The organism is Streptomyces sp. NPDC001401, assembly GCF_042895385.1.
In the GTDB taxonomy this organism is placed as follows: domain Bacteria; phylum Actinomycetota; class Actinomycetes; order Streptomycetales; family Streptomycetaceae; genus Streptomyces.
On sequence record NZ_JBIAWI010000002.1, the window covers coordinates 457,792 to 481,334 of the forward strand.

Genomic DNA, 23,543 nt, shown 5'->3' on the forward strand with positions numbered 1-23,543 from the left:
CCGCGCCGATGCCCGGGAGAATCCGAATCTCCCGGGCATCGGCGTATTGCTTTACCGGCGTGCCTTCACTCGTATAGGGCCGATATAGAGCACTGGCACACACTGACGATGCGGCAGCGGAGAATCACCGACGCCTGTGCGGACATGCCTCGTTTGAACCTCCGCCGGCCATGGGGCCGACGGTTCGGTGTGCTGAGCCGCGGACTGCCGCTCCGTTGTCGGGCTGATCCCCGAGTGCACTGTCCCTACGTTGTTGACCTCAGGAGCCGTTGTGACCCGGCATACGCTTCCGCACCGCGTCGTCGCGCAGCATGCGACGCAATCCCCGACCGCCATTGCCGCCGTAGCGGACGGTCGTCACATCAGCTATGGGGAATTCGAGACGGAAGCCCGCCGAATGGCCTGTTTCCTCAGGCGCCGTGGGGTGGGACCGGGCAGCGTGGTGGGTGCGCGGCTGACGTCCGCCACCGACCTGATCGTGGCCCTCCTCGGCGTCTGGAAGACGGGAGCCGCGTTCGTCCTCCTGCCGGAGTCCCTCCCCGGCGAGCGGCTCGCGTCGATCACGCGCGATGCGCGGATCGACCTTCTGCTGAGCGTGGGCACGAGCGCCCCCGACCCGGAGGGCGGCGTCGAGGTGCTGTGCCTGGACACGATGCGGGAGGAGATCGCGTCGTGCCCGGACGACGCGTGGGAGGAGGCGGCGAACCATGCCGCCGATCCCGCGTTCCTCAGCTACGGAGCGAGCGACACCGGTCTGGTGATCGACTGGGGGACCCTGGCGGCGTACGCCTCCGCGCTGGCGGGGCAGCATGACCTGTCCCCGTCCGACCGGGTCGTCTTCAGTGCCCCCGTCGAGGAGGCCACCTGCTACGGCGCCCTGCTGGCAACCCTGGTGAACGGCGCCACGGCGATCTTCCCGGCACTCGGGGACGCACCGGACGCCGGAGCGGTGCCGGCGGCCGTGGCGGAGTTCCAAGGCACGGTACTGGCCGTCCCCCACCCCCTTCTCGCGAACTGGAGGACCTGTCCGGCCGGCCGCAGTGCCCCACCCTGCGCCTGGTGCTCTCCGACGCACCGGAGCTGGACCCCGGCACGGACGCGGAGACGTACCGACGGCTCTCCGCCGTGACCACGGCGCGCCTGGCGATCAGTTACGGACAGGCCGTATGCGGACTGCCGGTCACCCTGCTCGACAGGGAACCCGAACACGGCGCCGAGGCACCGCTGCTGGGCGCTCCGCTCGACGGGACGCGGGTCGCCGTGCTCGACGAGTTCGGCGAGCCCCTGCCCGCTGGCCTGCCCGGTGAACTGCATGTCGCCGTGTCCGGTGCGTGGTCGGGCAGGCCCGGTGCGACCGCCGAGCGTTTCCTGCCCGACCCCGACGGCGAGCCGGGAAGCCGGATGCTGCGCACCGGCGCCGTCGTCCGCCGGCGCAACGACGGGACGCTGGAGCACCTCGGCCGCGCCGAGGACGACGCCGACCCGATGTGGGCGCAGGAGCCCCTGCTGCTGCTCGACTCCGAACGCCCGCCCTACGTGGCGCCGCGCACCCCCGAAGAGCGTGCCGTCGCCGAGGTGTGGGCCGAGCTGCTCGACCTCGACGACATCGGCGCCACGGACGACTTCTTCCAACTCGGCGGCTACTCACTGCTGTTGGCCAAGCTGTCCGAACAGCTCCGGCTCACCACCGGCAACGACGTGGCCCTCGCGGACCTCTACCAGGCCGTCACCGTGGAACAGCAGGCCGAGCTGGTGCGGACCGCGGGGACCGCCCGTGCGCCGATCGAGACCGTCTCCCGCGACGAGGCACTTCCGCTGTCCTTCGGGCAACGACGGGTGTGGCTGCTGAGCACCATGAACCCGGACAGCGCGGAGTGGATCGTCCCTCTGTTCCTGCGCCTGCCCGGTGACATCGCCCCGGACACGGTGCGCCGGGCACTTCAGGCGCTCTCGGCCCGCCATGAGTCCTTGCGCACCCGCTACGTCAGCCGCGCCGGCGAGCCCCTGCAGATCATCGAGCCGGCCGGCCCCGTCGACCTGCGGGTGATCGACGGCCCGACGAACCTCGAGCAGCTGGTCCGCGAGGAGTTCGAAGCCGGCTTCGACCTCGCCTCGGGCAAGCTGTGGCGTGCGCTGCTGGCCCGCCACGCCGATCAGGACTGCCGCGCCGGTCAGGAACAGCTGCTGTTCCTCACGATCCACCACATCGCCTGCGACGGCTGGTCCGCCACCGTGCTGGAACGGGAATTCCAGGAGATCTGCGCGGCCTACCACACGGGCCGGGAACCGGAACTGGACGTCCCGGGTGTCCAGTACGCGGACTACGCGGTGTGGCAGCGCAAGTCCAGGGACAAGGAGAGCCTGACCGAGGAGCTCGCGTTCTGGCGCGAGGAGCTGCGCGGCGCGGTCCCCGCGGAGCTGCCGACGGACCACCCGCGCCCGGCGGAGCGCGACTCGCGCGGCGCACTGGTGCCCGTCAGGATCCCCGCGCCGCCGGCGGAACAGGTGATCGGCCTCGGCCGACGGCACGAGGCCAGCCCTTTCATGACGCTGCTGACCGCGTTCTCGGCGCTGCTGGCCAGGTACAGCGGGCAGTGGGACGTGAGCATCGGCGTTCCGGTCGCGGGCCGCACCGTGCCGGAGACCGCGCCGGTCGTCGGGTTCTTGGGAGAACTCGCCGCGGAGACGGCGATCGCCGCGGCAGGAGTTCTGCCGGAGCACGTCGACTGCGTCGTCGTCGCGACATTCACCCATCTGAGGCAGACCCCTGCCGTGGCAGCGGTGATCGCGCACCGCAACGGTGCCGTCAGAGCCGCCGCGTTCGACATCTCCGCAGGCTGCGCCGGCTTCGTCCATGGCTTGGCCCTTGCTGCGGACATGGTCCGCAGCAAGGGGCAGCACGTCCTGGTGATCGGCGCCGAACGGATGACGGATCTGCTCGACCTCGAGGACAGGTCGACCGCCTTCATCTTCGGTGACGGTGCCGGCGCGGTGGTCCTCGGCCCGGCGTCGACACCGGGCGTGGGCCCGGTGGTGTGGGGCGCCGACGGCTCACAGGCCGACGCCATCTCGCAGACCGTGCCCTGGGACGCGGTGCGCGACGCGCCCGACCAGAGGTGGCCGGCGCTGCGGCAGGACGGCCAGAAGGTGTTCCGGTGGGCCGTCTGCGAGATGGCGAAGGTCGCCCAGCAGGCACTGGACGCCGCGGGACTGCGGGCGGGCGACCTGGACGCCTTCATCCCGCACCAGGCCAACGTGCGCATCATCGACGGTCTGGCGAGAGGCATCCGGCTGCCGGACCACGTGGTGATCGCCCGGGACATCGTCACCAGGGGCAACACCTCGGGAGCCTCGATTCCGCTGGCGATGGACGCGCTCCTGGGCGCCGGCGAGGTCCGCTCCGGAGGGCTGGCCCTGCTCCTGGGATACGGAGCCGGCCTGTCCTACGCCGCGACGGTGGTCGAGCTGCCTTAGCGGGTGTGCGGTCCGGCCCGGGCGGCCCGCCCTGCCGGCACCCCGGCACACCCGGCGCATGGGTGGGTTATCCCTACCGTCACCTCGTGGGCTTCCCTGCTACCACGCCCCGAAGCCGACTGGCTAGCGTTCAGGCAGATCGCTTTTGGACCCTGATCGGGAAGTTGACCGATTCCCCGCGCCGTTGGCGATGACGGGGAAAGGGGGCTCCCCTCCTTTCAGACGAGGAGTTCTGAAATCAACACGTTGACTCGCGCTTCCCGGCGGTCCGTCGGAATCGCTCTGACCGCGCTTTCGACCGCCGTTGTCCTCACCGGGTGCAATCCCACGACGGCACTGCACCGCACCAGCTACTCGCAGACGAGCCGGCTCGCCGTCCAGCCCGGCATGGCGCTGAAGGTCGACACTCCGGGTATCGGGGTGACACTGAGCGCGGGCGACGATTCGCACGTACGGGTCTCCGCCACCGGCGACTATTCCGATGCGCGCCCCCAGCTGTCGACGTCGAAGTCGGGCAACACCGCCACCGTGAAGGCCGGTTGCTCCGGCTCGTGCGATCTCCAACTGCACATCACGCTCCCCGCCTCCATGCGCGCCCATGTGCAGAGCGGGAATTCCGAAATCGTCGCGGAGGGCCTCGCCGGGAGTCTCGACCTGCGCACCGGGGACGGTGCCATCACCGTCAAGCACCCGACCGGGCCGCTGTCCCTGCACAGCGGGAACGGGCAGATCACACTGTCCGACGCCGCGTCGCAGCAGGCCGGCGTCTCCACGACTGACGGCGCGGTCGAGGCAGCCTTCACAAGCGCTCCGGCCAACGTGAACATCGCTACCAAGGACGGGGCTGTCGACCTCGCCGTGCCTTCGGGGGCCGGCTACAGCGTCCTGGCCCACAGCAGGGGTTCCACCCCCGAGGTGGAAGTGCCGAACAGCCGTGGCGCATCCCATTCCCTCACGGTCTCGACGGGTAGTGGAGGCATCCGCATTCACTGAGACAGGCTGCGGCTGACGTCGGACGAGGGTTGAGTCAGTTGTTCTTCTGCGGGCGTACCGCTCGGAGGATCTCCCGGATGTTGTCCAGTCGTTCCTCGTCGGTGAGTGCACCGGAGCTCAGCAGGTTCGACGCCCGCTCCGCGCAGACCGCCACCGCGTCACCGAGCTGTCTGCGCAGAAGGGCGCGTGTGTGGTCGGCGGTGGACTGCATCTGTCTGCGCACCGCCAGGGCCTGTTGGTAGAGCGCAACGGTCAGGTGGTAGTGGGCCTCCACGTTGTCGGGATCCTGCTCCGACAGCCGGCCCAGGTCCTCGGCGAGGGCACGGGCAGCGGCGACCGGATCGAGACGGCTCCGGTCCTTGGTCAGGGTCGCCGCCACCACCAGCAGTCGGCGGTTCCTGACCGTGTCGGGGTCCGCCCACCGCGCGAAGTCCTCGGCGATGTCCGACGCGCTGGGTGCCTCCTTCCCGGAGTTGATCCAGCGGTTGTAGGCGTCGGTGAGCAGATCGCGCAGCTGCTCCTCGTCGAACGTGTCGTCGTCGAGGAGCTCCCGCAGCAGGTCGACCGCCTCGGTGAACCGCTCGCCGGTGATGTCGAGACGGACGGTCGCCAGGGCGACGTGCCGGCGCCCCTTCTCGCCGAACGCCTCGCGCCTGGCCGTGGACAACACCGTCCGGGCCTCGTCGTGCCGGTCGAGGGCGCCCAGAACCATGGCCAGTGTGCGGGCGGGGCCGGTGGCTCCCGGGAGCCGCTGCACCCAGCGGTCCAGAGCGGTCGCGGCAGCCGTGAGGATGCCGCGTTCCCCGTCGTCGGCCGGGCGGCCGGACCGCGTCAGTTCCTTCAGGATGCCGAACGCCGACTCCACGGACGCGTAGTAGAGGCGCTGCGGGTCGTCGAGGAGGTCGGCGTACTGCTCGGGGATGATGTCGCTGTTGCGCCCCCAGGAGCGCGCCGCGCGCCGGAACCGGTCGGCGAAGTGCCGTGTGGCCGGACCGGACGCCGCCTCCTCGGCCGCCGCGTAGATCTGACCGAGGGCGAAGTCGCAGACGAGTTCGGTGAGTTGGTTGTACCGCTCGATGAGCGCGGTGGGATCGCCCTGCACGCCCATCTGCCGGGCGCTGACCCGCAGCCCGTCGTCCGCCGGGTCCAGGGCCAGCGCGTCGATGCGGTTCAGGCCCGCGATCACGTCGCCGGAGTGCTCGGCCAGCGGCCACTCGGCGTCCTCGCCCCGCACGGCATCGGCGAGTTGCACCTTCCACAGCAGCCGGCGGCGCGCCCATTCCCGGTGCGCCTCCTCCTCGGCCTCGTCCCCCGGTTTCCGGGTGCGCCCCTCCGTCCGGGAGGCCTCGCGGTATGCCTCGTCGATCCGCTCGCGGCACAGTTTCCCGAAGGGCGCCCGGATCCTGGACGGGAGCAGGGCTACGGCTGCTTCGACGGCGGCCCTGCGGCGGTCCAGGGCGGCGGCCAGTGCGGCGTCCGCCCGGTCGGCCTTGATGTTGCGGTCGATGCCGAGCAGCAGGGCCGCGGCGCGGTGGGAGAGGGCGTGGTTGAGCTCCTCCAGGCGTAGGTGGGCGACGGCGATCGAGACCTTGGCCGAGCCTGCCAGCACGGGCACCACCTGACCCGGGCCCTTGTCCGGGTCCCGGTCGGCCGTGGGGCGCGGGCAGAGGGGGGCCGTGCCGAAGGACGCGGCCAGCACACGGTGCAGCTCGGCGCGTTCGGCCGCGCCGCGGCGCAGGTCGCCGTCCAGCACCGCCTCCAGATACAGCGCTTCGAGATAGCGGCTCCACGCCTGCGCGGCCTGGACCAGGTCCCCGGCGGAGGTCTGCGCCACCGCGAGGTTGCGCAGCACGGCGGTGTCCGAGGGGGCGTCGGTGAGCATGGCGTTCCAGCGCCGCCGCGCCGCCGTCGTCCGCCCCAGCCGCAGATCGGCCTCCGCCTGCTGCCCGCCGAGCCAGGTGCGCAGCAGCACGACCGCCTCCCGGTTGCGCAGCCCGGCCGGATAGGCGTCCAGCGTCTGCCACGCCTGAGCGAAGTTGGCGTCGAGGCCGTGCTCGGCGGAGGCGAGGGCATGCTCGACCCGCTCACGTGGAGTGGCATGGGCGGGCGGGGGAGGGGGAGTCGGTCGCCGGTCGGCGGGTGGGGCGGCACCGGTCGTGCGGGGCTGCTGCTCCGCCAGGTCCGGGGTGCCCTCCTCCAGGTCCGAGAGGCGCTCCGCGAGCGCCAGGGCGGGCGGTGAGGGTACGGGCGCGACCGTCGCGAACTCGGCCTGTTTCGCGGCCAGTTGCTTGCGGACCTTCTTGTTGAGGATGGCGCGCAGACTGCCCAGGGGTTCCTGGAAGGAGGCTTCGCACGCCTCGAGCCGGCGCTGGAACTCCGCGACGGCCATCATCGGACCGGACCCGGAGACTTCGGTCTTCCTGAGCTGGTGCAGGGACTTCAGCCGACCCTGGCGTACGGCTTCCAGGCGGTGCACCAGGTCGGTGAGAACGCCGTGGTCTCCGGCGACGCGGGCGTGGTCGGTCTCTTGGTCGACGGAGGACCGGGCCAGGGACCTGGCGTGGGCGAGGGCGTCGTTCACGAGGCCCGTCACCTGAGCGGCCGCCTCCTCGAACTCGGCCAGTCGTTCGTCGGGGGTCGGGGCGCCGGTGGTCGCCGAGTCGGGGGCCGGCGTATCGGGTGGCTGCTCCAAGGCGGTCATACGGTGTTCGAAGGCCAGCGCCCGGTCCGTCGGCGCGGGTGTGGTCGGCGGGAAGTCCTTGGCCTTCGCCGCCAGCTTCTTGTCGACCTTCCTCCTGAGGATGGCCCGCAGACTGCCCAGGGGTTCCTGGAAGGAGGCCTCGCACTCCCCGAGCCGGCGCTGGAACTCCGCGACGGCCATCACCAGACCGGACGGCTCGGTGCCCTGGAACCGCTGCAGCTCCTCCAACCGCGTCTGCCGCAGGGCCTCCAGACGCTTCACCAGGTCCGTGAGCACGTCCCGGTCGCCGGAGATCCGGGTGTATTCCGCCACGTCCGCCACTGAGGCCGAGGCCAGGCTCCTGGCGTGGGCCTGTACGTCCTTGGCTAGGCCGGTCAGGGCGGCGGCGGACGCCTCGAACGCCGCCAGCGTCTCGTCGGGACCCCGTGTGTCCGGCGCGGTGGGATCCGTGGAGGTGGATTGCGGGACGTCCGCCATCGGCTCGTCCGGACCGGGGTCGAGCTTCTCCGCCGCTGCCTTCAGCGCCTTCTCGTGCCGCTCGTGATCGCCGTCGGTGAACTCCCGCGCCGCCGCGTGCGCTCCCAGGTCCGGGAACCGCAGCGGGCGCCAGAACAGGCGCCGGCGGTGGATCAGCGCGATGAGCACATCGGGCAGGGAGCGCTCGGCGAGGCAGTCGGCCAGCCGGGCCGGGAGTTCGGCGAGGTCGGTCTCGAACAGGTCGCACACCAGGTGCAGCATGCGGATCGCGGGACCGTCGTCCGGCGGCAGCCGCTGCGCCAGCCGGCGTACCGTCGCGGTCGGATAGCCGTACACCATCCACTGCACGGCGAGCACGGTGAACGCCGCCGTCCCACCGCGGCGGCGGCCCGCCAGCTCGGCGATGCCCGCGAGCTCGGCGGCGAGTTCGTCCCTGGTCCCCTTGGTCGTGTTGCCGTGCAGCCGGAGGTCGGCCGCCATGTCATGGATGCCGGTCCACCGGCATTTCTCGGGGCGCAGCAGCGGCAGCGAGGGCTGTGCGTCCGCCCCCGCCGGGGCGAAGTCGTGCGCACCCTTGATGATCTTGGCGGCGATCGCCTTGGCGTGCTCGCCGTGGCTCTCGCCCGGGGCGTCCTGCTCCTGCTCCTGGTCCTGTCCGTCGAGTGCCCGGTGCGCGAGGCTGAGGTGGGCCCAGACGCGGTGGTTGGCGGGGGACAGGTCCGCCGCCGCCATGAACCAGGGGACGGCCGCGGCCGGTCGCCCGTGGCGCAGATGGAGCAGCCCGACATGGTAGGGGTGCTTGGGGTTCGTGCCGTCCAGCCGGTGGGCGCGGGTCAGCATGGTGAGCGCGGTCGCCGGGTCGGTGGCGGGATGCACGCCGATCCGGAAGCAGGCCTCGACGACCGCTTCGAACTGGCCCACGGTGAGGTCCCGGCGTCCCTCCTCCAGGGCCGCCCACAGACCGGAGACCAGCCGCCACAGCACCTCGGGCCGGTTCTCCAACACCGCACGGGACGTCATGCCGGTTCCTCCTGCCCCTGCCCGTCGTACGCGTCCAGTTCGTCGGGCGACAGGATCAGCAGCCGCTCCCCGTCCGACACCGCCGCCCAACGCCCGTCCGGGGACACGGCCATCGGGTGCCCGGAGACATAGGTGGTACGGCCGTCACGGACCAGGGCGTGGGAGCCGTCGGGATACTCCAGTACCAGCAGCCGCCCCTCCTGTCCGGAGCTCACCGGCCTGGCGCCCGGCACGGTGCGGAAACCGACGCGTACGGCCAGCTCGGCGTCGAAGGAGACGCCCTGGCCCTCGGCGTCGACGATCGCGGTGAGTTTGCCGCCCGGCAGCGTCCCGCTGACCGTCGTGACCGGCTGGGTGACCTGCAGCAGCCGTCCGCCGGTCAGGTCCAGCCGGTGGACGCGGTGTTCGCCGACCACCAGGGCGAAGTCCCGGACCCGGGCGAGGGCCAGCAGCACCGGTTCCAGCAGGTGCACGGCACCGGCACGGCCCTGGGCGTACCGGGTGAGCCTGCCGTCGAAACCACCCACCAGCAGCCCCGAGCCGTCGGCCGCCAGCACCTGGATGCCGGGCCGGTGTTCCAGCACCCGCTCCGGCTCCTCGGCGCCGGGCGACAGCGACCAGACGGACCCGCCCCACATGCCGACGTACAGGACGTCCCCGGCGAAGGCCAGCGCGCCGGGCACGTTGAGTCGCCCACCGTGCGGTGCCGGGAGGTCCACGGCCCGACTCCGGCCGTCCGGGGCGGCCACGACCACCCGCCCCGACCAGTCGGCGACGGCCAGACAGTGCTCTCCGCGCGCCCACAGCCGGGGCCGCTCCCTGAGCTCCGCCGAGCCCGTGACCTCGTACTCCGGCGCCGAACGGAACGTCAGGGTCCGCCCGTCGCGCACCGCCAGCGCCCGGCCGTCGGGGAAGAAGACGGGATGCCCGCGCGCCGTGAGGACGGGACGGTCGGGCTCGTCCCAGGCCGGCTGTTCCTCGGGCGCCCGCACCGGGAAGGGCGGGGTCACGGCCGGTTCGCAGCCGGGCGCGGTCGCGACCAGCCGTACCTCGTCGGCGGGTGCACGGAACGCGAGATCGCCGAAGACCGCCGTGCTCCCGGTGACCGGCGCGGACAGCGTGCCGGTCAGTTCGGCGGTGGAGGGTTGCGCGCAGAGGGCGACCGTCGTGCCGGGCGCCCATGGGGGTGTGCCGTCCGGTGCGGAGCCGGTCACCTTCAGGGGCGGCAGCGTGTGACCGGCGACCGCGCCGTCGACCGGGGTGTCGAACCGCAGGGCGGTGCGGGTCTCGGCCGTACGCAGTCCCACGACCTTGCACAACTCGTCGAGCCAGCGCGGCCGTGCGGCGGAGATCCAGTTGATCTCGTGCACGACATAGGGGACGTTCTCGATGGCTGCCGGATCGATGAGCAGCGGGATGAGCCGGCCGCCCTCCGGAGGGTTCAGCCTGGCCGCCTCGTGCAGCTCCCACTGGCAGACGTCCTTCTTGAAGTACGTCGGCGAATACAGCGCCACGATGTGGCGGCTGCGGGGGAGCGCCTCCTCCAGGAAGGTCTGCCAGTTCGCGCCGAGCGGGGTGCCGCTGGTGCGGGACACGTCGAGGTAGATCCTCGGCGTCGTGCCGTCGGCGGTCACGCACTCGGTCAGTGCGTCGTGCAGGTCCTTCGCCTGGACGTAGTCCTCGCGGGCGTAGCTGATGAACACGTCCCAGTGGTCCGCGCCGGACGCTGTTTCCGTCGTCATCTCATTCCCACGTCATCTCATTCCCAGAACGCTGCGGACCGCGCTGAGCAGTTCGTCGAGCCGTGTCAGGTCCCGGGAGTCCATGCCCCTCGCATTGCGGCGCAGAGCCTCGGCCTCCGTGCGGAGCCGGGTCAGCTCGGTGAGCAGCCTGACCGGATCCGGGCGCGGCGGCTCCGCGACACCGAGCAGCGCCTGCAGCGAGGAGAAGGGGTCGTCGGGGTCCGGTTCGGGCTTCGACGGCGGCTCGAGAAGTTCGTTGAACCTCCGGACCAGAACCGACACCTGCAGCCCCGGCTTCACCCGCTCGACCTCCGCACGCCGGGCCGCCACCGCCTGCGCCAGTTCGTCGAACTGGCCGCCCGAAATGCTGGTCCTGGCCCGTCGGCGCAGCTCCTTGATCTGCGAGGCCAGCGTGTCGAGGGAGCGGGCCAGGCGGTCAGCCGCCGCAGAGTCCCGGATGCCGCCCTTCGCCGTGGACATGATGGCGTCGTACCTGTCGTACAGATCCGCCACGACGACAGCGTCCTCGACCTCCAGGAGCCGCTCGGCGATCGCCTTCCCGAGCTCCTCGACGGTCCGTCTGCCGCGCTCGGTCCGGGCCGCCGAGCGAAGCGTGGGGAGCTTGTGCTGCAGCGCGGACAGCCGGTTGCGCAGGACGGTCAGCCGGTCGGCGGAGGCCCCGCCGCGCACGGACTCCATCGCGGCGATGTACTCGGTGACCGCGGGGTTGATGACCGTCGCCTCCTGCCAGCCCCTGACGGCCTGCAGCAACTCCTCGGCCTGGGTGATGGTGGGGTCGCGGCGGGCGATCTCGGCGCAGGCCGCGGCCCGGTCCGGATCGCGGCCCACCCTCAACAGGCAGACCGCGTAAAGGAAGTTGAGCCAGCGGAAGCCCGGCACCAGTAGCAGCACCCGGGCCAGGAGCCGCTCGGCCTCGAGGTCGCGCCCGTCCCGCATCAGCCCGGCGGCCTGCTGCGCGTCGGTCTCGGCGATCAGCGAGTAGACGTCGTCGGCGCGGTCCTCGGGCAGCTGCGGCGCCGGCAGCGAGGTGCGGCCCCGGGCGGCCACGCACTGGGCGAGATAGGCGTCGAAGTCTCTGACGACGGCCTGGAGGCGCCAGCGGGCGGGGAGCTGGGACAGTTCGCTGCGGGCCAGACGCGGATTGCGGTCCTTGAACGCCGTGGCGGCCGGGGCGACGAGGGGGCGCAGCACCGGCAGCAGCAGACTGCGCGCCAGCGCCGCCACCTGCTCCCGGTCCACGTCCGCCTCGGCGGCGCCCCGGGTCGCGGTGTCGAGGGCCTGCTCCAGCGCACCGCTCCTGGCCTGGCCGAGGGCCACCAGATGGGACAGGGAGCCTTCCTCCGGGGCCAGTTGCCAGAACGCCTCCGCCCGGCGGAGCGCACCCCGCGGGTCGGAGCGGGACGTCCGGTCGTAGGCCGTGATCTCGAGGGGAGTGAGCAGGCGGCGCAGTTCGCGGCGGAGGTCGTCGACGCTGCCGCGCAGCTCGTCCGGCATCTCCTCGTCGCGCAGCGGCCACAGGATCCGCAGCGCCTCCACCTGGTCCTGCCCGTCCAGGCGGTAGATGCAGAACGCGCGCAGATAGCGGGCCTCCTGATGCCCGGGATAGGTGCGCAGGTATGTGGTCAGCTGCTCCAGGGCGACGGCATACCTGCCCGCATGGGCGTTGGCCCGGCCGTCCTCCAGGAGGTCCTCGTCGTCGTCGCCGAGAACCAGCGAGAACTCGGTGAGCCCGCCGGCCACCGGCGTCAGCTCCAGCAGCCGGTCGGTGACGGCCTCGGTGGCCGCCCTGCGGGCCAGCTCAGCCAGCTGCCGGTCGTGCTCGGGGAGCTCCGCGTGCCGGCTGAGCTCGGTGAACTCGAAGGACGGCGCCCGCAGCGACTGGACGGGGTCGATCTCACGGAAGGAGTGACGGTCGCCTCCGCCGCCGGTCATACCTGCTCCTCCCCGGCATCCAGCGCCTCTGCGAGCCCGGTGACCTCGCCGGGGTCGGGCACACTGCCGAGCGCGTGCTCCGCCAGCTCCCGGCACAGCAGGTACTCGGCCTCCTGGTCCACCTTCACCATCAGCAGCAGCACCTGGGCCAGCCCCGCCTGTTCGAAGAGCTGCTCCTCGTCCGCCGCGGGCCGGTGCTCCACCGGGGCCAGCCGGTCGAGCAGCGCGGCGCGGTCCGCCGTACGACGCCGCCAGGGGACGAGTCCGGCCCTTCGCCCGGACCGGGCGCCCGTAGATCGCCTAGGCACGATCCTGGTCATCGCTCTCCTCGGGCAGCAGGATCTCTCCGGTGGTGGTGATGAGCTTCCGCTCCGCTCCGTACAGGACCTCGGCACCGTCGGCGTACACCTTGGAGGCCTCCTCCAGTTCCTTCAGCAGCGCCTGCACGGCGAGCCGGGCCGGGGCGTCCTCGTCGAGGTCCCGCAGCCTTGGGCGCACGATCAGCTCGATACGGCGGCGCAGTGCCTGGGAACGGCGTCTGAAGTCGTCCTGCGGGGCGGGCGGTTGCGGTTTCGCGCTGTCGTCGAGTCCGCCCGCGTCACCGAACTGCTGGAACCGCTCCTTCAGACGCCGGTATTCGGCCAGTTCCTCGGCGGAGCGGTCGGGGTCCTGCAGGAACTCGCCGATCAGGGCGAGGTACCGGGAGACGGCGCTGCCTTCTCCGCCGAGCTCCCGCTCCCGTTCCATCAGGTGCAGCACCTCGGGCAGGGTGATGCCCTTGGCGAGTCCCTTGCCCTGGTCCAGTACGGCGAGGGCCTGTTCGCGCTCGGGCTGGCTCAGGGCGAAGTAGTAGCGGACCAGGCCCTCGACGAGGGCGGCGTCGCCGAGCTCGGGATCCGCCTCGCGCACCGCGCCCGCCCGCCGCTCCAGCTCCCGGAAGTCGGACGGCGACGGCGCCCCGGACCGGGCGGGCCTGCCCCGCCACTCCCGCAGCAGCACCAGCAGCCTCAGCACCGCGACACCGGTGCGCAGCAGTGCCGTCGTCGGATCGTCGGCCGGGCGCTCCGCCACCTGCTGCGCCAGCCCGTCCAGCCGCCCGCCCAGCTCCTGCGGGTCGCCGTCGGCCCAGTCGCACGCGAGAATCCCCAACTCGGCCTCTGTGGTGGGCAGTTCACGGTCCTCGGCGCGCTTCTTCGCGTCACCGAATGCCTCGCGGGCCTCCTCGGCCCGCCCGTCGAACACCGCCTGGACGCCCTTGACGAGCTGCAGGTCGTTCACCTCGGGCGGGATCCGGTCGGTGAGCTCGCCCAGCGCACGGACCCGGTCGAAGTGGTGCAGCGCCCCGTCCATCTCACGCCGCCGAAAGTGCGCCACGGCCAGCTGGAGATGGGAGACGGCGGCGATACGACGGCTCTCGGGGCGGGCGGTCAGCAGCGCGGTGTGCTCCGTGTACAGGTCGGTGACGCGGTCGTGGTTCTCCAGCCGCGCGTGCAGCCACAGCTCCAGGTAGGCGGTGTGTTCGGTGCGGCCCTCGGCGGAGATCAGCTCGTCGAGGACGGTCGCGGCGGCACCGTAGCGGGCGGGCTCGTACCTGCCGAGCATCGCCCGCACATAGGCCTGCGCGAAACGGATCCGGTCGAGCGCCCGCCCCCGGGGCCCCGCGTTGACGGCCTGCCCGAGCAGCCGGTCGGCCCGCTCCAGCTCGTCCCGGTCGTCGCTGTCGAGCAGCGCCAGCGACTGCTCGTACGGCAGCCGCCAGCGGCGCGGCAGCACCACGAGGAAGTACGCGGCACTGGCCCCCGTCGACAACAGCACGGCCAGGCCGACCGCCGACAGAATCGTGATCACGCGCCGCTCTCCCCGCCTCGCCGTTCGTGCAGTCTCCGCACCAAGTCCGCGTACCGCATGCCGTGTTCATGGATGTCGCGCCGTGCCATCGAACCGTGCTCCCGCACTCGCCCCAGCCCGTCCCTGACCTCGTCGGCGACCTGCTTTGCGGCGTCGAGGCGGTCGAGGAGCAGGAAGGTCTGGGCGTAGTCGAGCATCAGGTCGAAACGCCACCACATCAGGGTGTCCCCGTCGTGCAGCCACTGGTGCACAAAGGCGTTGGCCTCCACCAGTTCGCCCCGGCCGATGAGACACACGGCCAGTTCGTGGGCGTGGTCGCGGCGCACAGCGGGGGGCAGGCGGTCGAACGCCGCGCGGGCCGTCGTCAGCAGCCGGTCCGCGAAGGAACCGTCGGCGGCCCCGGCGAGCCGCCCCAGCACGACCGACCACAGCCCGCCGATGATCGACAGCTGCACCGGATAGGCCTCGGCGCGCTCCGGGTCCGCCTGCACCGCACGCTCCAGCAGCGACAGCGCCTCCAGCGGATCCCCGAGATCCTCGTGGGCGATCTCGGCGGCGAGGACGATCAGCCCGTAACCCGGCTGGTCGACCAGCGCCGCGTGGGCGAGCCCGACGGCCTTGCGCGGTTCGCCCGCCGTCCGCAGGGCCCGCACCGCCGTCAGCGGGTCCATCGCGCGGCGCGCCTCGTCGAGGGCGTCGGCCAGCCGCAGGGGATCCACCTCCGAGGGCTCCTCGGACCGGGGCCCGGTGAGCGCGTGCAGCTCCTCCCGCACCGCCCGTACGGAACGCACGCGCCGCATCCAGGACGGCAGCCGGCTGTAGCGCGGGCGCGGGGCGAACACGGTGGCGCAGGCCGCCCGTTGCAGCAACCGCTCCGCGTCGGCGTCCGGCGGCGACTCGAAGCAGTGCAGCGCGGCGACGCCCAGGGCGTGCAGCGCGGGGTCACGGCCGCCCGCCGGGAGACCGCGGGCCGCCTCCGGCGTGAGATGGGCGAGGCGTTCCGGCTCCGCGAAGATCTGCCCCAGCGACGGGGCGCCCCAGCCCGGCAGCGGCAGCAGCAGCGGGCCCTGCCCGGTCAGCACGACATCGGCGGGGAGCGCCACCAGCTCGGGGCCGATGGCCGTACGCCAGCCCGGAAGCGCACGCAGGGCGCCGGCCACGGGCGCCAGGCGTGCGGCAGGCTCGCGATCCGCCAGGGCGTCCGCGAGGCTGCGTGCCGCGTCGGTCTCGTAGCAGACGACCTGGAACCAGCGGCCGGCCAGCTGCCGCTGCTCCCCCTGCTCGCCGGGCACCACGGGAACCAGATCGGGACGGCGCGGCCGGGTCGGCCAGGCCAGCAGCTCGGACCGCTGCTCCCCGTCGATCTCCTCGACCGGGATCAGCCGGTACCAGCGCCGGCGGCGCGGTGCGCGGTAGAGCGTGCCCCACCAGCCGACCCCGGCGTACTCGGCGTCGAGCTCCGCCGCGACGGCCTCGGCCTGCGAACCGGCGGTCGTCGTCAAAGCTCTTCCTCGAGCAGGTCGGCCAGCTCGTCCAGCGTGTCCTCGTCCGCCCCGGCGCGCGCCGCGTCCCAGAACGCGCCCAGTGCCGCGGTGAGAGCGGGCGACGCCTGGCCGTTGCGTCCCGCCCGCAGCGCCTTCTTGACCATGCGCCGGTACTCCGCGGGTACGGCGGCGGGGTCGACCTCGGCTCCGGCGGCGGGCACGGGAGCGGGCACGGAGGGGCCGGCATCCTGGGGGGAGACCGGCTTGGGAACCGAGGGGGACACCGGCTCGGGCACCGAGGGCGAGACCGGCCCCGGCACCGAGGGAGCGGCCGGCCCCGGCACCACGGGCACCGCAGACGGAGGAACCGACGCGTCCTCGCCGGCCGGCCTGACGGTCGCGAACAACTGCCGCAGGGTGTCCCGTCGCTCCGCCAGCTCGTCCAGGTGGCCGATGGTGGTGCTCTGGTCGAACGTCGCCTGGTACTCCCGGCCCGTGTTGGTGTGGGTGACCTGCACCCCGAGCAGACCGTTCACATCGAGCCGGAACTCGACCTCGAACTCGTGGTATCCCGCCGGGCGGCGCTCGATGTCGTCGAGGTGGATCGTGCCGATCAGGGTGTTGTCGTAGATGTACTCGCCCTCGCCCTGATAGATGGCCGCCTCGATGCGGTGGGCCTGCTCGGGGTTCGTGTACGTCCGCACCTGACGGGCCGGGATCTTGGTGCCCCGCTTGATCAGCTTGTTGAACTTGCCGTCCTGCACACCGACACCCAGGGTGTGCTCGGTGATCAGCGTGACGGCGTAGTCCTGCTCGTCCGCCGACCGCTCGGCCGTGGGCCGCGTCCCCAGGTCGAAGGCGGGCGTGGCCTCGAACCGATGGGCCACGATGGCCGCTCCCCGGGCGACCAGCGTGTCCGGGTTGGCGTCACCGCGCACGAACTCCTCGTCCCGGTCGAAGTGTTCGAGGAGCATCCGCCTGACCTGCGGGATACGGGTCGAACCGCCCACCAGCAGCACCGCGTTGACGTGCTCGGGCAGCACGCCCTTCTCCTCCTCGGCGAACTCCAGCGCCGCGCGGACCTGCTTCAGGGAGCGGCCCAGGATCGGCTGGATCAGCGCTTCGAAGGTGTCCCGGCCGAGCTCCAGGGGAGGGGCCCCGCCGCCGAGGTCGACGGTCGTGGCGGCGCGCAGCGACAGCTCGCGCTTCGCCGTCTCCGCGGCCGCCTTGATCTGCAGCTTCTCGATGCCCTGCGGCAATGCCTCGCCGAGCTCCTGGATGATCCACTCGACGACGGCGTTGTCGAAGTCGCCGCCGCCCAGGCGCTGGTCGCCGGCGGTCGCGATGACCTCGATCTCGTCTTCCCGGGTCTCGATGATCGACACGTCGAAGGTGCCGCCGCCCAGGTCGAACACCAGGTAGACCTGCCGCTCGGTCTCGGCCCGGTCGACGCCGTAGGCGATGGCGGCGGCGGTGGGCTCCGGGATGAGCTGGCGCGGATACAGACCCGCCAGCAGGGCCGCTTCCTCGGTGGCCTTCTTCTGCCGCTCCGTGAAGTAGGCGGGGACGGTGACCACCGCGTCGTGGACGTCCCCGCCCAGCGCCTGTTCCGCGATCCGCTTCATCCGCATCAGCACCAGGGCGCTGATCTCCTGCGGGCGCAGCCAGTCGTCGCCGAGCCTGGCCCGCACGGGGTCGCCCACCGCGTAGACGCCCCCCGCCCCGAACAGGTCGAGGAGCTCCGGGGTGAACACCGCCCCCATCTCACGCTTGATCTCCACCAACGTGCCCTCGGCGCCCGGTCCTTGACGGATGGCGTCCTTGGCCCGGTGTCCGACGACGAGTGCACCGGTGGCCGGATCGAGTCGTACGACCGAGGGTGTGGCGACGGCGCCGGCCCCCTCGAACTCGGGGTCGGCGAGGATCTTCGGAGCGAAGTCGTCAGGGTGATATGCGGCGACGGCCGAGTAGGTCGTACCGAGGTCGATGCCGACGACCCGGTGCAGCTCGTCTTCCATGGGGCGGGGACCTCCGGGTTCAGTCTTCGGCGAAGCCGTCGAGCAGGTGGGTGCGGGTGAAGTCGCCGGTGAAGTCGGTGCGGGTGGTGTCCATGGGGTGGTGGACGGATTCACCGGCTGCGGTCAGAAAGGCCTCGATCTCCCGGCGCAGCACGGTCAGACCGACAGCCTTCGCGTCCTCGTCGAGGACCGGCTCCCAGGTCGGTGCGAGGCGCAGCAGTGCGAGCGGGGGAAACCGGGCGTCGTGCGCGGCGCGGTCCTCGGCGTTCTCCAGGTTGACGGCATGCGCGGCGGCGATCTCCTCGTCGCTCGCACCGCGGGCCCGGAGCCGGGCGTCGTACCGGCCCGCCGCCGCGCGGATCTCCTCGGCCGTCGCCTCCGGCGGCACACCGAGGCGGGTGTACTCGGTCGATCTGGGCACGACCATCGGCACAGAGAAGAGCGACCCACCTGCCGTATCGGCATCGGGCATACCAGCAGCCCCCGTTCGCGAACGCTACGCGTCGAGTCCGAGGCCTTTAGTACTCGCGTACGACGCGGTCTTGCCTGACTTCGTACGACCGTGTGCGGTCGTGATGTGGCGCAGAGTCTAGTGGTGCGATGAGCAGACTTCCCCTCGATCCACGGCAGTTGCACGTGCTGCGATCAACATGGCCGGAATTGATGGTCACATCGGCGGATGGACCGCGCATTCCTGCTCGGTGAGGTGAACGTTTCGGCGCCGGTCCACTCCCGCGGCTGCGGCGGGCCCCCGGTCCTGTGCCCGCCGGCCGTGGCGTCTGTTGCGGGGCGGGCGTTGGGGCCAGAAGAGGACGTAGGCGGCGGAGCCGGCCGCGAAGGCGAGGCGGATGAGGCCCTGGGCGGACGCGGAGGGGACCAGGAGCGCGCTGCCGTAGAGGGAGATGAGGGCCAGCCAGCTGACCCAGGGGACCAGGCGGCGTTGGCCGATGGAGTCCCAGATCAGGGTGCCCAGGAGCACCGAGGCGTTGTAGTAGGTGTACACGCTCGGGTCCAGGACGATGCGGGCGTCGGCGGCGAGCAGCACGACCGCCGGCCAGCGGTGCCGGCGGACGGCCAGGGCGCCCAGGGCGATGCCGAGGGCCATCTGGGCGGGCCGGTCCCACCAGGGCGTGGCGGCGTTGTGCACGCCGAACCAGCGCAGGGACGAGGCGGGCTGGTTCGGGATCGTGAAGTGGGCGGCGGCCAGGGTGTCCACGTGGGTGAGGTAGAAGGGGAGCCACGCGACGGCCACCACGCCGGCCGCCCAGGCGGCCGAGCGCAGACGGGCGGGGCGCGGCAGCGCCAGGAGCAGGGGCAGGAATCCGACCGCCCAGGGTTTGGAGTCCACCGCCAGGGCCAGCAGGACGCCCACGGCCGTCGCGTTGCCGCGGACCAGTGCGCGGACGGCGAGGGTGGTGAAGAACAGCGCCAGGACGTCGTCGAGGTGCGCGAAACGCACCGCGACCTCCACCCACATGGGGATGAAGGCCGCCCCGGCGATCAGCACGCGCTGCTGGAGGCGTTTGTGGTTGAGTCCCGTTCCCCGGTAGTGGTCGGCGGCGGCGCGGCCGACCAGCACCAGCATGTACAGGCCCAGACCCGACATGAACGCGTCGGCGAGCTTCTCGCCGAGTTCGGCGGGGAACGGGGCGAACAGCCCGGCAACCAGGAAGCTGACCGGGCCGATCTGCAGCTCGGGGTGGTTGGCGTAGAGGGCGAGGCCGCCGCCGGGGATCTGGTGGAAGAGCAGCTGCTGACCGGTTCTCAGGTAGTGCCAGGACACGGCTCCGTGGCGTTCGGCCACGAAGAACCAGAGGGCCGTCCACAGGGCCAGCAGCGCGTTGTGCCACCGCAGCGGATAGCGGCCGATCCGGCCGATCCGCGCCCCGTCCCTGGGCACGGCCGGCGCCGTCTCCCGGTTCCGCACGTTCCGCCCTCCCACTCTGCCCGCGTCCGGCGTCGGGACGGCCGGGGACGCGGGCACTGTGCCGCGTCATCCCTGTAGAGGGGGGCTCGGCGCTGTCGGTTGCCTGTGCGGGGCCGCGGCCCGGGCTGCTACACGAGCGACACGAGGGCCGTACGGGCGTCGACGACAGTGGGGTTGCCGACCGAGGCGAGCAGGCCGAGACCGTCGGTGCGGGTGCCGTAGCCGAAGCAGTCCCGGGGATCCGCGTGGTGTTCGGCCGCGGCACGGACGACGGCCCGGGTCTTGGCCGCCGCCGTCATCGGGTGGCGCACCTCGCCGGTCAGGCACCCCTCGGCGTCCAGGACGGGTTCGGTGCACAGGACGAGGTCGGCGCCCAGGTCCTCGCGCAGCGGGGCCAGACAGGGCGGGAAGGCTTCGGAGACCAGGGCGGTGAGGTGCCCGGCGTCCTGGTGGGCGCGGAGCGCGGTCAGGGTCTGGGCGATGAACGGCGGGCCTGTGCGGCGTCCCTGGCGGACCTCCTCGTACCAGTGCAGCCCCTGTTCCATCAGCTCGGCCGACGGGGTTCCCGCGTAGAGGCGGTAGTAGGTCCGCAGCAGGTGGGAAGGGTCGATACCGAGTGCGGCCATGGCGCCCAACTGGTCCACTTCGTAGGAGTACTGCGGCTCGCCGAGCCGGTAGCGGAGGAAGTCGTACCGGGCCGGGGTGGTGAGCAGTGTTTCGTCCACGTCGAAGAACGCGATCACGGGGGTGGGGCGGCGGGTCTTGATGGTGGGTCCTTACTGGTCGGAATCGTCGGGAGTGGGGCTACGAACCTTCTCCTCGTTTTGTGCACGGATCTGACACATACAGAAGCGCAGCGTGACCATTTGATGTCGCTTCGGTCATGGCCTGCGGACGGCATTGCGCCAGATCGGATCCGGCCGGAAGCGGACGTTCCCGTCTCGCCTGCCGGTACGACACCTGCTCGTCACGCTCGGCAGGAGATGTGGCCGCAGGGAAGCGTGCAGGTCGGACGCCCGCCGCAAGTCGGCCGGATACACGCTTGCCCCCGCTGTCACCCCGCACGTTTGACCAGTCGGACATCCGCAGGTCACATGCAGAACGGCCGAAGCCCGACGGTGACTCACAACACTTTCCGCTGGACCAGCGCCGACAGCACCAGCGCCCCCGGCAGCAGGGGTAGCCAGACCGTCAGGACGCGGTAGCCGATGACGGCCGTCGCCGACAGGTCCACGGGTGCTCCGAGCGCGACCATGGCGAACACGACCCCCGCGTCCACGGGGCCGATGCCGCCCGGTGCGGGTACTGCCCCCATCGCCGTACTCGCGGCCAGGAACGCGAAGGTGACCTGCACCCAGGACAGCGACAGGCCGAGCGCCGCCCCGACCGCGAAGATCACGCTCGACTGAATCAGCGGGGCAACGACCGCCCCGCCCCACAGGGCGAGGATCCGCGCGGGCCGGGTGTGCAGCAGTCGTACGTCGGTGAGGGCGCAGCGCAGGGCGTCGAGGAGAGGGCGGCGCAGCGGCCGTACGGTCGTCACGAGCAGGGCCGTGCCGGCGAGGGCGAGCGTCACGGCTCCGGCGATCAGGAGCGAGGTCCGCCGGTCCGGCACGAGTTCGCCGGTCAGCAGCAGGCCGGGGAAGGCCACCAGGAAGACGAGCAGCACCAGCGTCTTCGCGATCGGCTTCACCGCCGAGTACAGGGCGAGCGAGGCGGTGGCCCGGGCCAGGGGTATGCCGCGGCCCTGCAGGAAGCGCAGGGTGACGGCGTGGGCGCCGATGCTCGCCGGCAGCACGTGGTTGGCGTAGCCGGCGGCGAACTGCGAGGCGATCAGCAGCCCCGCCGGAAGCCGCTCCGGCAGCGCGCCCTGCCGGATGCAGGGGGCGGACAGCCAGCCCAGGCAGGTGAAGAACAGCGCGACCAGCAGCCACCAGGGGTCGGCCGAGCCCAGCCGGGCGGTGCCGTCGTACACGGACCGCCAGTCGACCGCCGCCCACACGCCGATCAGGAGCAGGGGGAGCAGGACCAGGGCGCGGCGGAGCAGGCGGGGGGCGTGGAAGCGGACGGGGGACGGGGGCAGGGAGGGGACGGCGGCGGGGAGCCGGCCGGGGGCGTCGTCGAGCGGGAGCAGGGACACGGCGCACGTCGTCCTTCCACGTCACGCCCGGGCGGCGGGGAGCGGTGCGCGGGCGTGACGGATACGGGGCGAGCCAGGAGGGGACGGCGGAACCGTTCCCGCCTGGCGTGACGGGGTGGTGTCCGGGAGTCGAAGGAGTGCGGGCGGCTGGGCGACGGCTGCCCCGCCGGTGAATCATTCAGCCAGTGAAGTGTTGACTTTCGGATGAATCAGTCAGAACAATCCAGGAGTGACCTCCGAGCAGCTGTCCGTGGGCCCGGCCCTGTCCTCCGTCTCCTCCGACCTCGACGAGGCGGTCCACCGCTGTCTCGTCGCGGGCTTCGAGGGCACCACCGCCTTCCCCGACACCCTGAAGCGGCTCATCGACCGCGGCCTGGGCGGTGTCATCCTGTTCACCCGGAATGTGCGCGACGCGGAGCAGGTCCGCGAGCTCACCGACGCGCTGCGGGCGATCCGCCCCGATCTGCTGGTCGCCATCGACAACGAGGGTGGCGGCATCGGCCACCTCGTGGGCGCGGGCGCCCCCGAGGTCCCCGGCTCCTACGCCCTCGGCGTCGCCGACGACCCGAACCTGACGGCCCGCTGCGCCGACGCCCTCGCCGGCCACCTCGCCACGCTCGGCATCACCACCTCGTACGCCCCCGTCGCCGACCTCCAGCGCCGGCCGGACAACCCGATCGTGCGCACCCGCTCCTTCGGCGCCGACCCCGAGCTCGCCGCCCGCCATCTGCGCGCCTGGATCACCGCCACCGAGGCCCGTGGCATCGCCTCCTGCGCCAAGCACTTCCCCGGCCACGGCGGCACCGAGACCGACAGCCACCACGACCTCGCCATCGACCCGCGGCCGTACGACGAACTCCGCGCCGACCTCGAACCGTTCCGCGCAGCCGTCGCCGCGGGCGTGCCGATGCTGATGAGCGCGCACGTCGTCTATCCGGCGCTGGACGCCAACCGCCCCGCCACCCTCAGCCGCCGCATCCTGGGCGACCTGCTCCGCCACGACCTCGGCTTCGACGGCGTGCTGGTCAGCGATGCCCTGGAGATGAAGGCCATCGCCGACCGCTACGGCGAGGCGGCCGGCGCGCGCATAGCCCTCGCCGCGGGCGCGGACCAGGTCGTCGTCGCCGTACCAGACCTGGAGGTCACCCTGGCCTGCCGGGACGCGGTGCTCGACGCGGTGGACTCCGGCCGGCTGACCGAGGAGCGGGTGTGGGAGGCCGCCGGGCGGGTGCGGCGGCTCGCCCAGCGGTATGCGACCCCCGCCGGGCTGGTGGCCGGCTGGGACGACGGGGCCGGACTGGAGGCGGCGCGGCGCGCCGTACGCAGCCGGGCCCTGCCGCGTGCCGTACGCGGCGCCCACGTCGTCGACCTCTTCCCGCCCCCGCACCCCGCCCTCAACTGGGGCGGCGAGGACCTCCTGACCGAGCTGCGCCCGATCGACCCCGCGGCGAGCGGTACGGCGGTGAGTGGGGAGCCGGCGGATCCGGCCGCTCTTGTCGATGGGATCCTGCGGATCTCTGCGGGCTCACCGTTGGTCGTGGCTACTTGTGATGCCGGGCTGCATGCCTGGCAGGCGCGCTTCCGGGATGCCCTGCTGGCCCGGCGGCCGGACGCGGTGCGGGTGGACACCGGGCTGCCGGAGGGTGGCGATCTGTGCTCGTTCGGGCGGGGGCGGGTGAATCTGCGGGCCGTGGCGGAGATTTTGGGTGGGTGATTCGGCTGCGGGTCGGTGGGGGCTGGTCGCGCCCACGCGGCGGCAGCCGCAA

Annotated in this window: 15 protein-coding genes and 1 pseudogene; 5 read left to right on the forward strand and 11 right to left on the reverse strand. The window is 72.3% G+C overall.

The window, feature by feature from the left end:
- Positions 1 to 271 precede the first annotated feature (271 nt).
- The 4 genes and pseudogenes from ACFY10_RS09720 (at position 272) to ACFY10_RS09735 (ending at position 4,467) form a co-directional block, all read left to right on the forward strand.
- Complete coding sequence (locus tag ACFY10_RS09720; protein WP_390664519.1) at positions 272 to 1,129, forward strand: AMP-binding protein; 858 nt, start codon at positions 272 to 274, stop codon at positions 1,127 to 1,129.
- Positions 1,060 to 1,743: pseudogene (locus ACFY10_RS09725) on the forward strand (phosphopantetheine-binding protein); the annotation flags it as partial. The gene ACFY10_RS09720 and the pseudogene ACFY10_RS09725, both read left to right, overlap by 70 nt.
- Positions 1,744 to 1,752: 9 nt before the next feature.
- Positions 1,753 to 3,474 (forward strand): beta-ketoacyl-ACP synthase 3, encoded by a 1,722-nt coding sequence (locus ACFY10_RS09730; RefSeq protein WP_390664921.1) that lies wholly within the window; start codon positions 1,753 to 1,755, stop codon positions 3,472 to 3,474.
- A 246-nt stretch (positions 3,475 to 3,720) separates the two neighbouring features.
- Entirely contained in the window at positions 3,721 to 4,467 is a 747-nt protein-coding gene (locus ACFY10_RS09735; RefSeq protein ID WP_390664520.1) for a DUF4097 family beta strand repeat-containing protein, read from the forward strand.
- Positions 4,468 to 4,501: 34 nt separating this feature from the next.
- Here the strand turns inward: ACFY10_RS09735 and ACFY10_RS09740 are convergent, their stop codons facing one another.
- The 11 genes from ACFY10_RS09740 to ACFY10_RS09790 all read right to left on the reverse strand — a co-directional run bounded on the left by ACFY10_RS09740 (position 4,502) and on the right by ACFY10_RS09790 (position 21,777).
- Positions 4,502 to 8,665 (reverse strand): hypothetical protein, encoded by a 4,164-nt coding sequence (locus ACFY10_RS09740; protein ID WP_390664521.1) that lies wholly within the window; start codon positions 8,663 to 8,665, stop codon positions 4,502 to 4,504.
- Positions 8,662 to 10,407, reverse strand: coding sequence for a TIR domain-containing protein (locus tag ACFY10_RS09745; protein ID WP_390664522.1), 1,746 nt, complete (start codon positions 10,405 to 10,407; stop codon positions 8,662 to 8,664). Before ACFY10_RS09745 ends, ACFY10_RS09740 begins: the two co-directional genes overlap by 4 nt.
- Before the next feature lie 12 nt (positions 10,408 to 10,419).
- Positions 10,420 to 12,360 carry a hypothetical protein gene (locus ACFY10_RS09750; RefSeq protein ID WP_390664523.1) on the reverse strand — a complete coding sequence of 647 codons (1,941 nt, stop codon included), beginning with the start codon at positions 12,358 to 12,360 and terminating at the stop codon, positions 10,420 to 10,422.
- Positions 12,357 to 12,680: a hypothetical protein gene (locus ACFY10_RS09755; protein WP_390664524.1), complete on the reverse strand. Its 324-nt coding sequence runs from the start codon at positions 12,678 to 12,680 to the stop codon at positions 12,357 to 12,359. The genes ACFY10_RS09750 and ACFY10_RS09755 overlap by 4 nt, the downstream gene beginning before the upstream one ends.
- Entirely contained in the window at positions 12,661 to 14,208 is a 1,548-nt protein-coding gene (locus ACFY10_RS09760) for a hypothetical protein (protein WP_390664525.1), read from the reverse strand. The genes ACFY10_RS09755 and ACFY10_RS09760 overlap by 20 nt, the downstream gene beginning before the upstream one ends.
- Complete coding sequence (locus tag ACFY10_RS09765) at positions 14,205 to 15,710, reverse strand: hypothetical protein (protein ID WP_390664526.1); 1,506 nt, start codon at positions 15,708 to 15,710, stop codon at positions 14,205 to 14,207. Before ACFY10_RS09765 ends, ACFY10_RS09760 begins: the two co-directional genes overlap by 4 nt.
- Complete coding sequence (locus ACFY10_RS09770) at positions 15,707 to 17,710, reverse strand: Hsp70 family protein (protein ID WP_390664527.1); 2,004 nt, start codon at positions 17,708 to 17,710, stop codon at positions 15,707 to 15,709. The genes ACFY10_RS09765 and ACFY10_RS09770 overlap by 4 nt, the downstream gene beginning before the upstream one ends.
- A gap of 19 nt (positions 17,711 to 17,729) precedes the next feature.
- Positions 17,730 to 18,137: a hypothetical protein gene (locus tag ACFY10_RS09775; RefSeq protein WP_390664528.1), complete on the reverse strand. Its 408-nt coding sequence runs from the start codon at positions 18,135 to 18,137 to the stop codon at positions 17,730 to 17,732.
- 240 nt (positions 18,138 to 18,377) lie between these two features.
- Complete coding sequence (locus ACFY10_RS09780) at positions 18,378 to 19,637, reverse strand: hypothetical protein (protein WP_390664529.1); 1,260 nt, start codon at positions 19,635 to 19,637, stop codon at positions 18,378 to 18,380.
- 128 nt (positions 19,638 to 19,765) lie between these two features.
- On the reverse strand, positions 19,766 to 20,380 hold the full coding sequence (locus ACFY10_RS09785) for an HAD family hydrolase (protein ID WP_390664530.1): 615 nt from the start codon (positions 20,378 to 20,380) through the stop codon (positions 19,766 to 19,768).
- Positions 20,381 to 20,760: 380 nt separating this feature from the next.
- Positions 20,761 to 21,777 (reverse strand): YbhN family protein, encoded by a 1,017-nt coding sequence (locus tag ACFY10_RS09790; RefSeq protein ID WP_390664531.1) that lies wholly within the window; start codon positions 21,775 to 21,777, stop codon positions 20,761 to 20,763.
- Positions 21,778 to 22,006: 229 nt separating this feature from the next.
- Here ACFY10_RS09790 and nagZ point away from each other — a divergent pair, with 229 nt between their 5' ends.
- On the forward strand, positions 22,007 to 23,491 hold the full coding sequence (nagZ, locus tag ACFY10_RS09795) for a beta-N-acetylhexosaminidase (RefSeq protein WP_390664532.1): 1,485 nt from the start codon (positions 22,007 to 22,009) through the stop codon (positions 23,489 to 23,491).
- Positions 23,492 to 23,543: the final 52 nt, after the last annotated feature.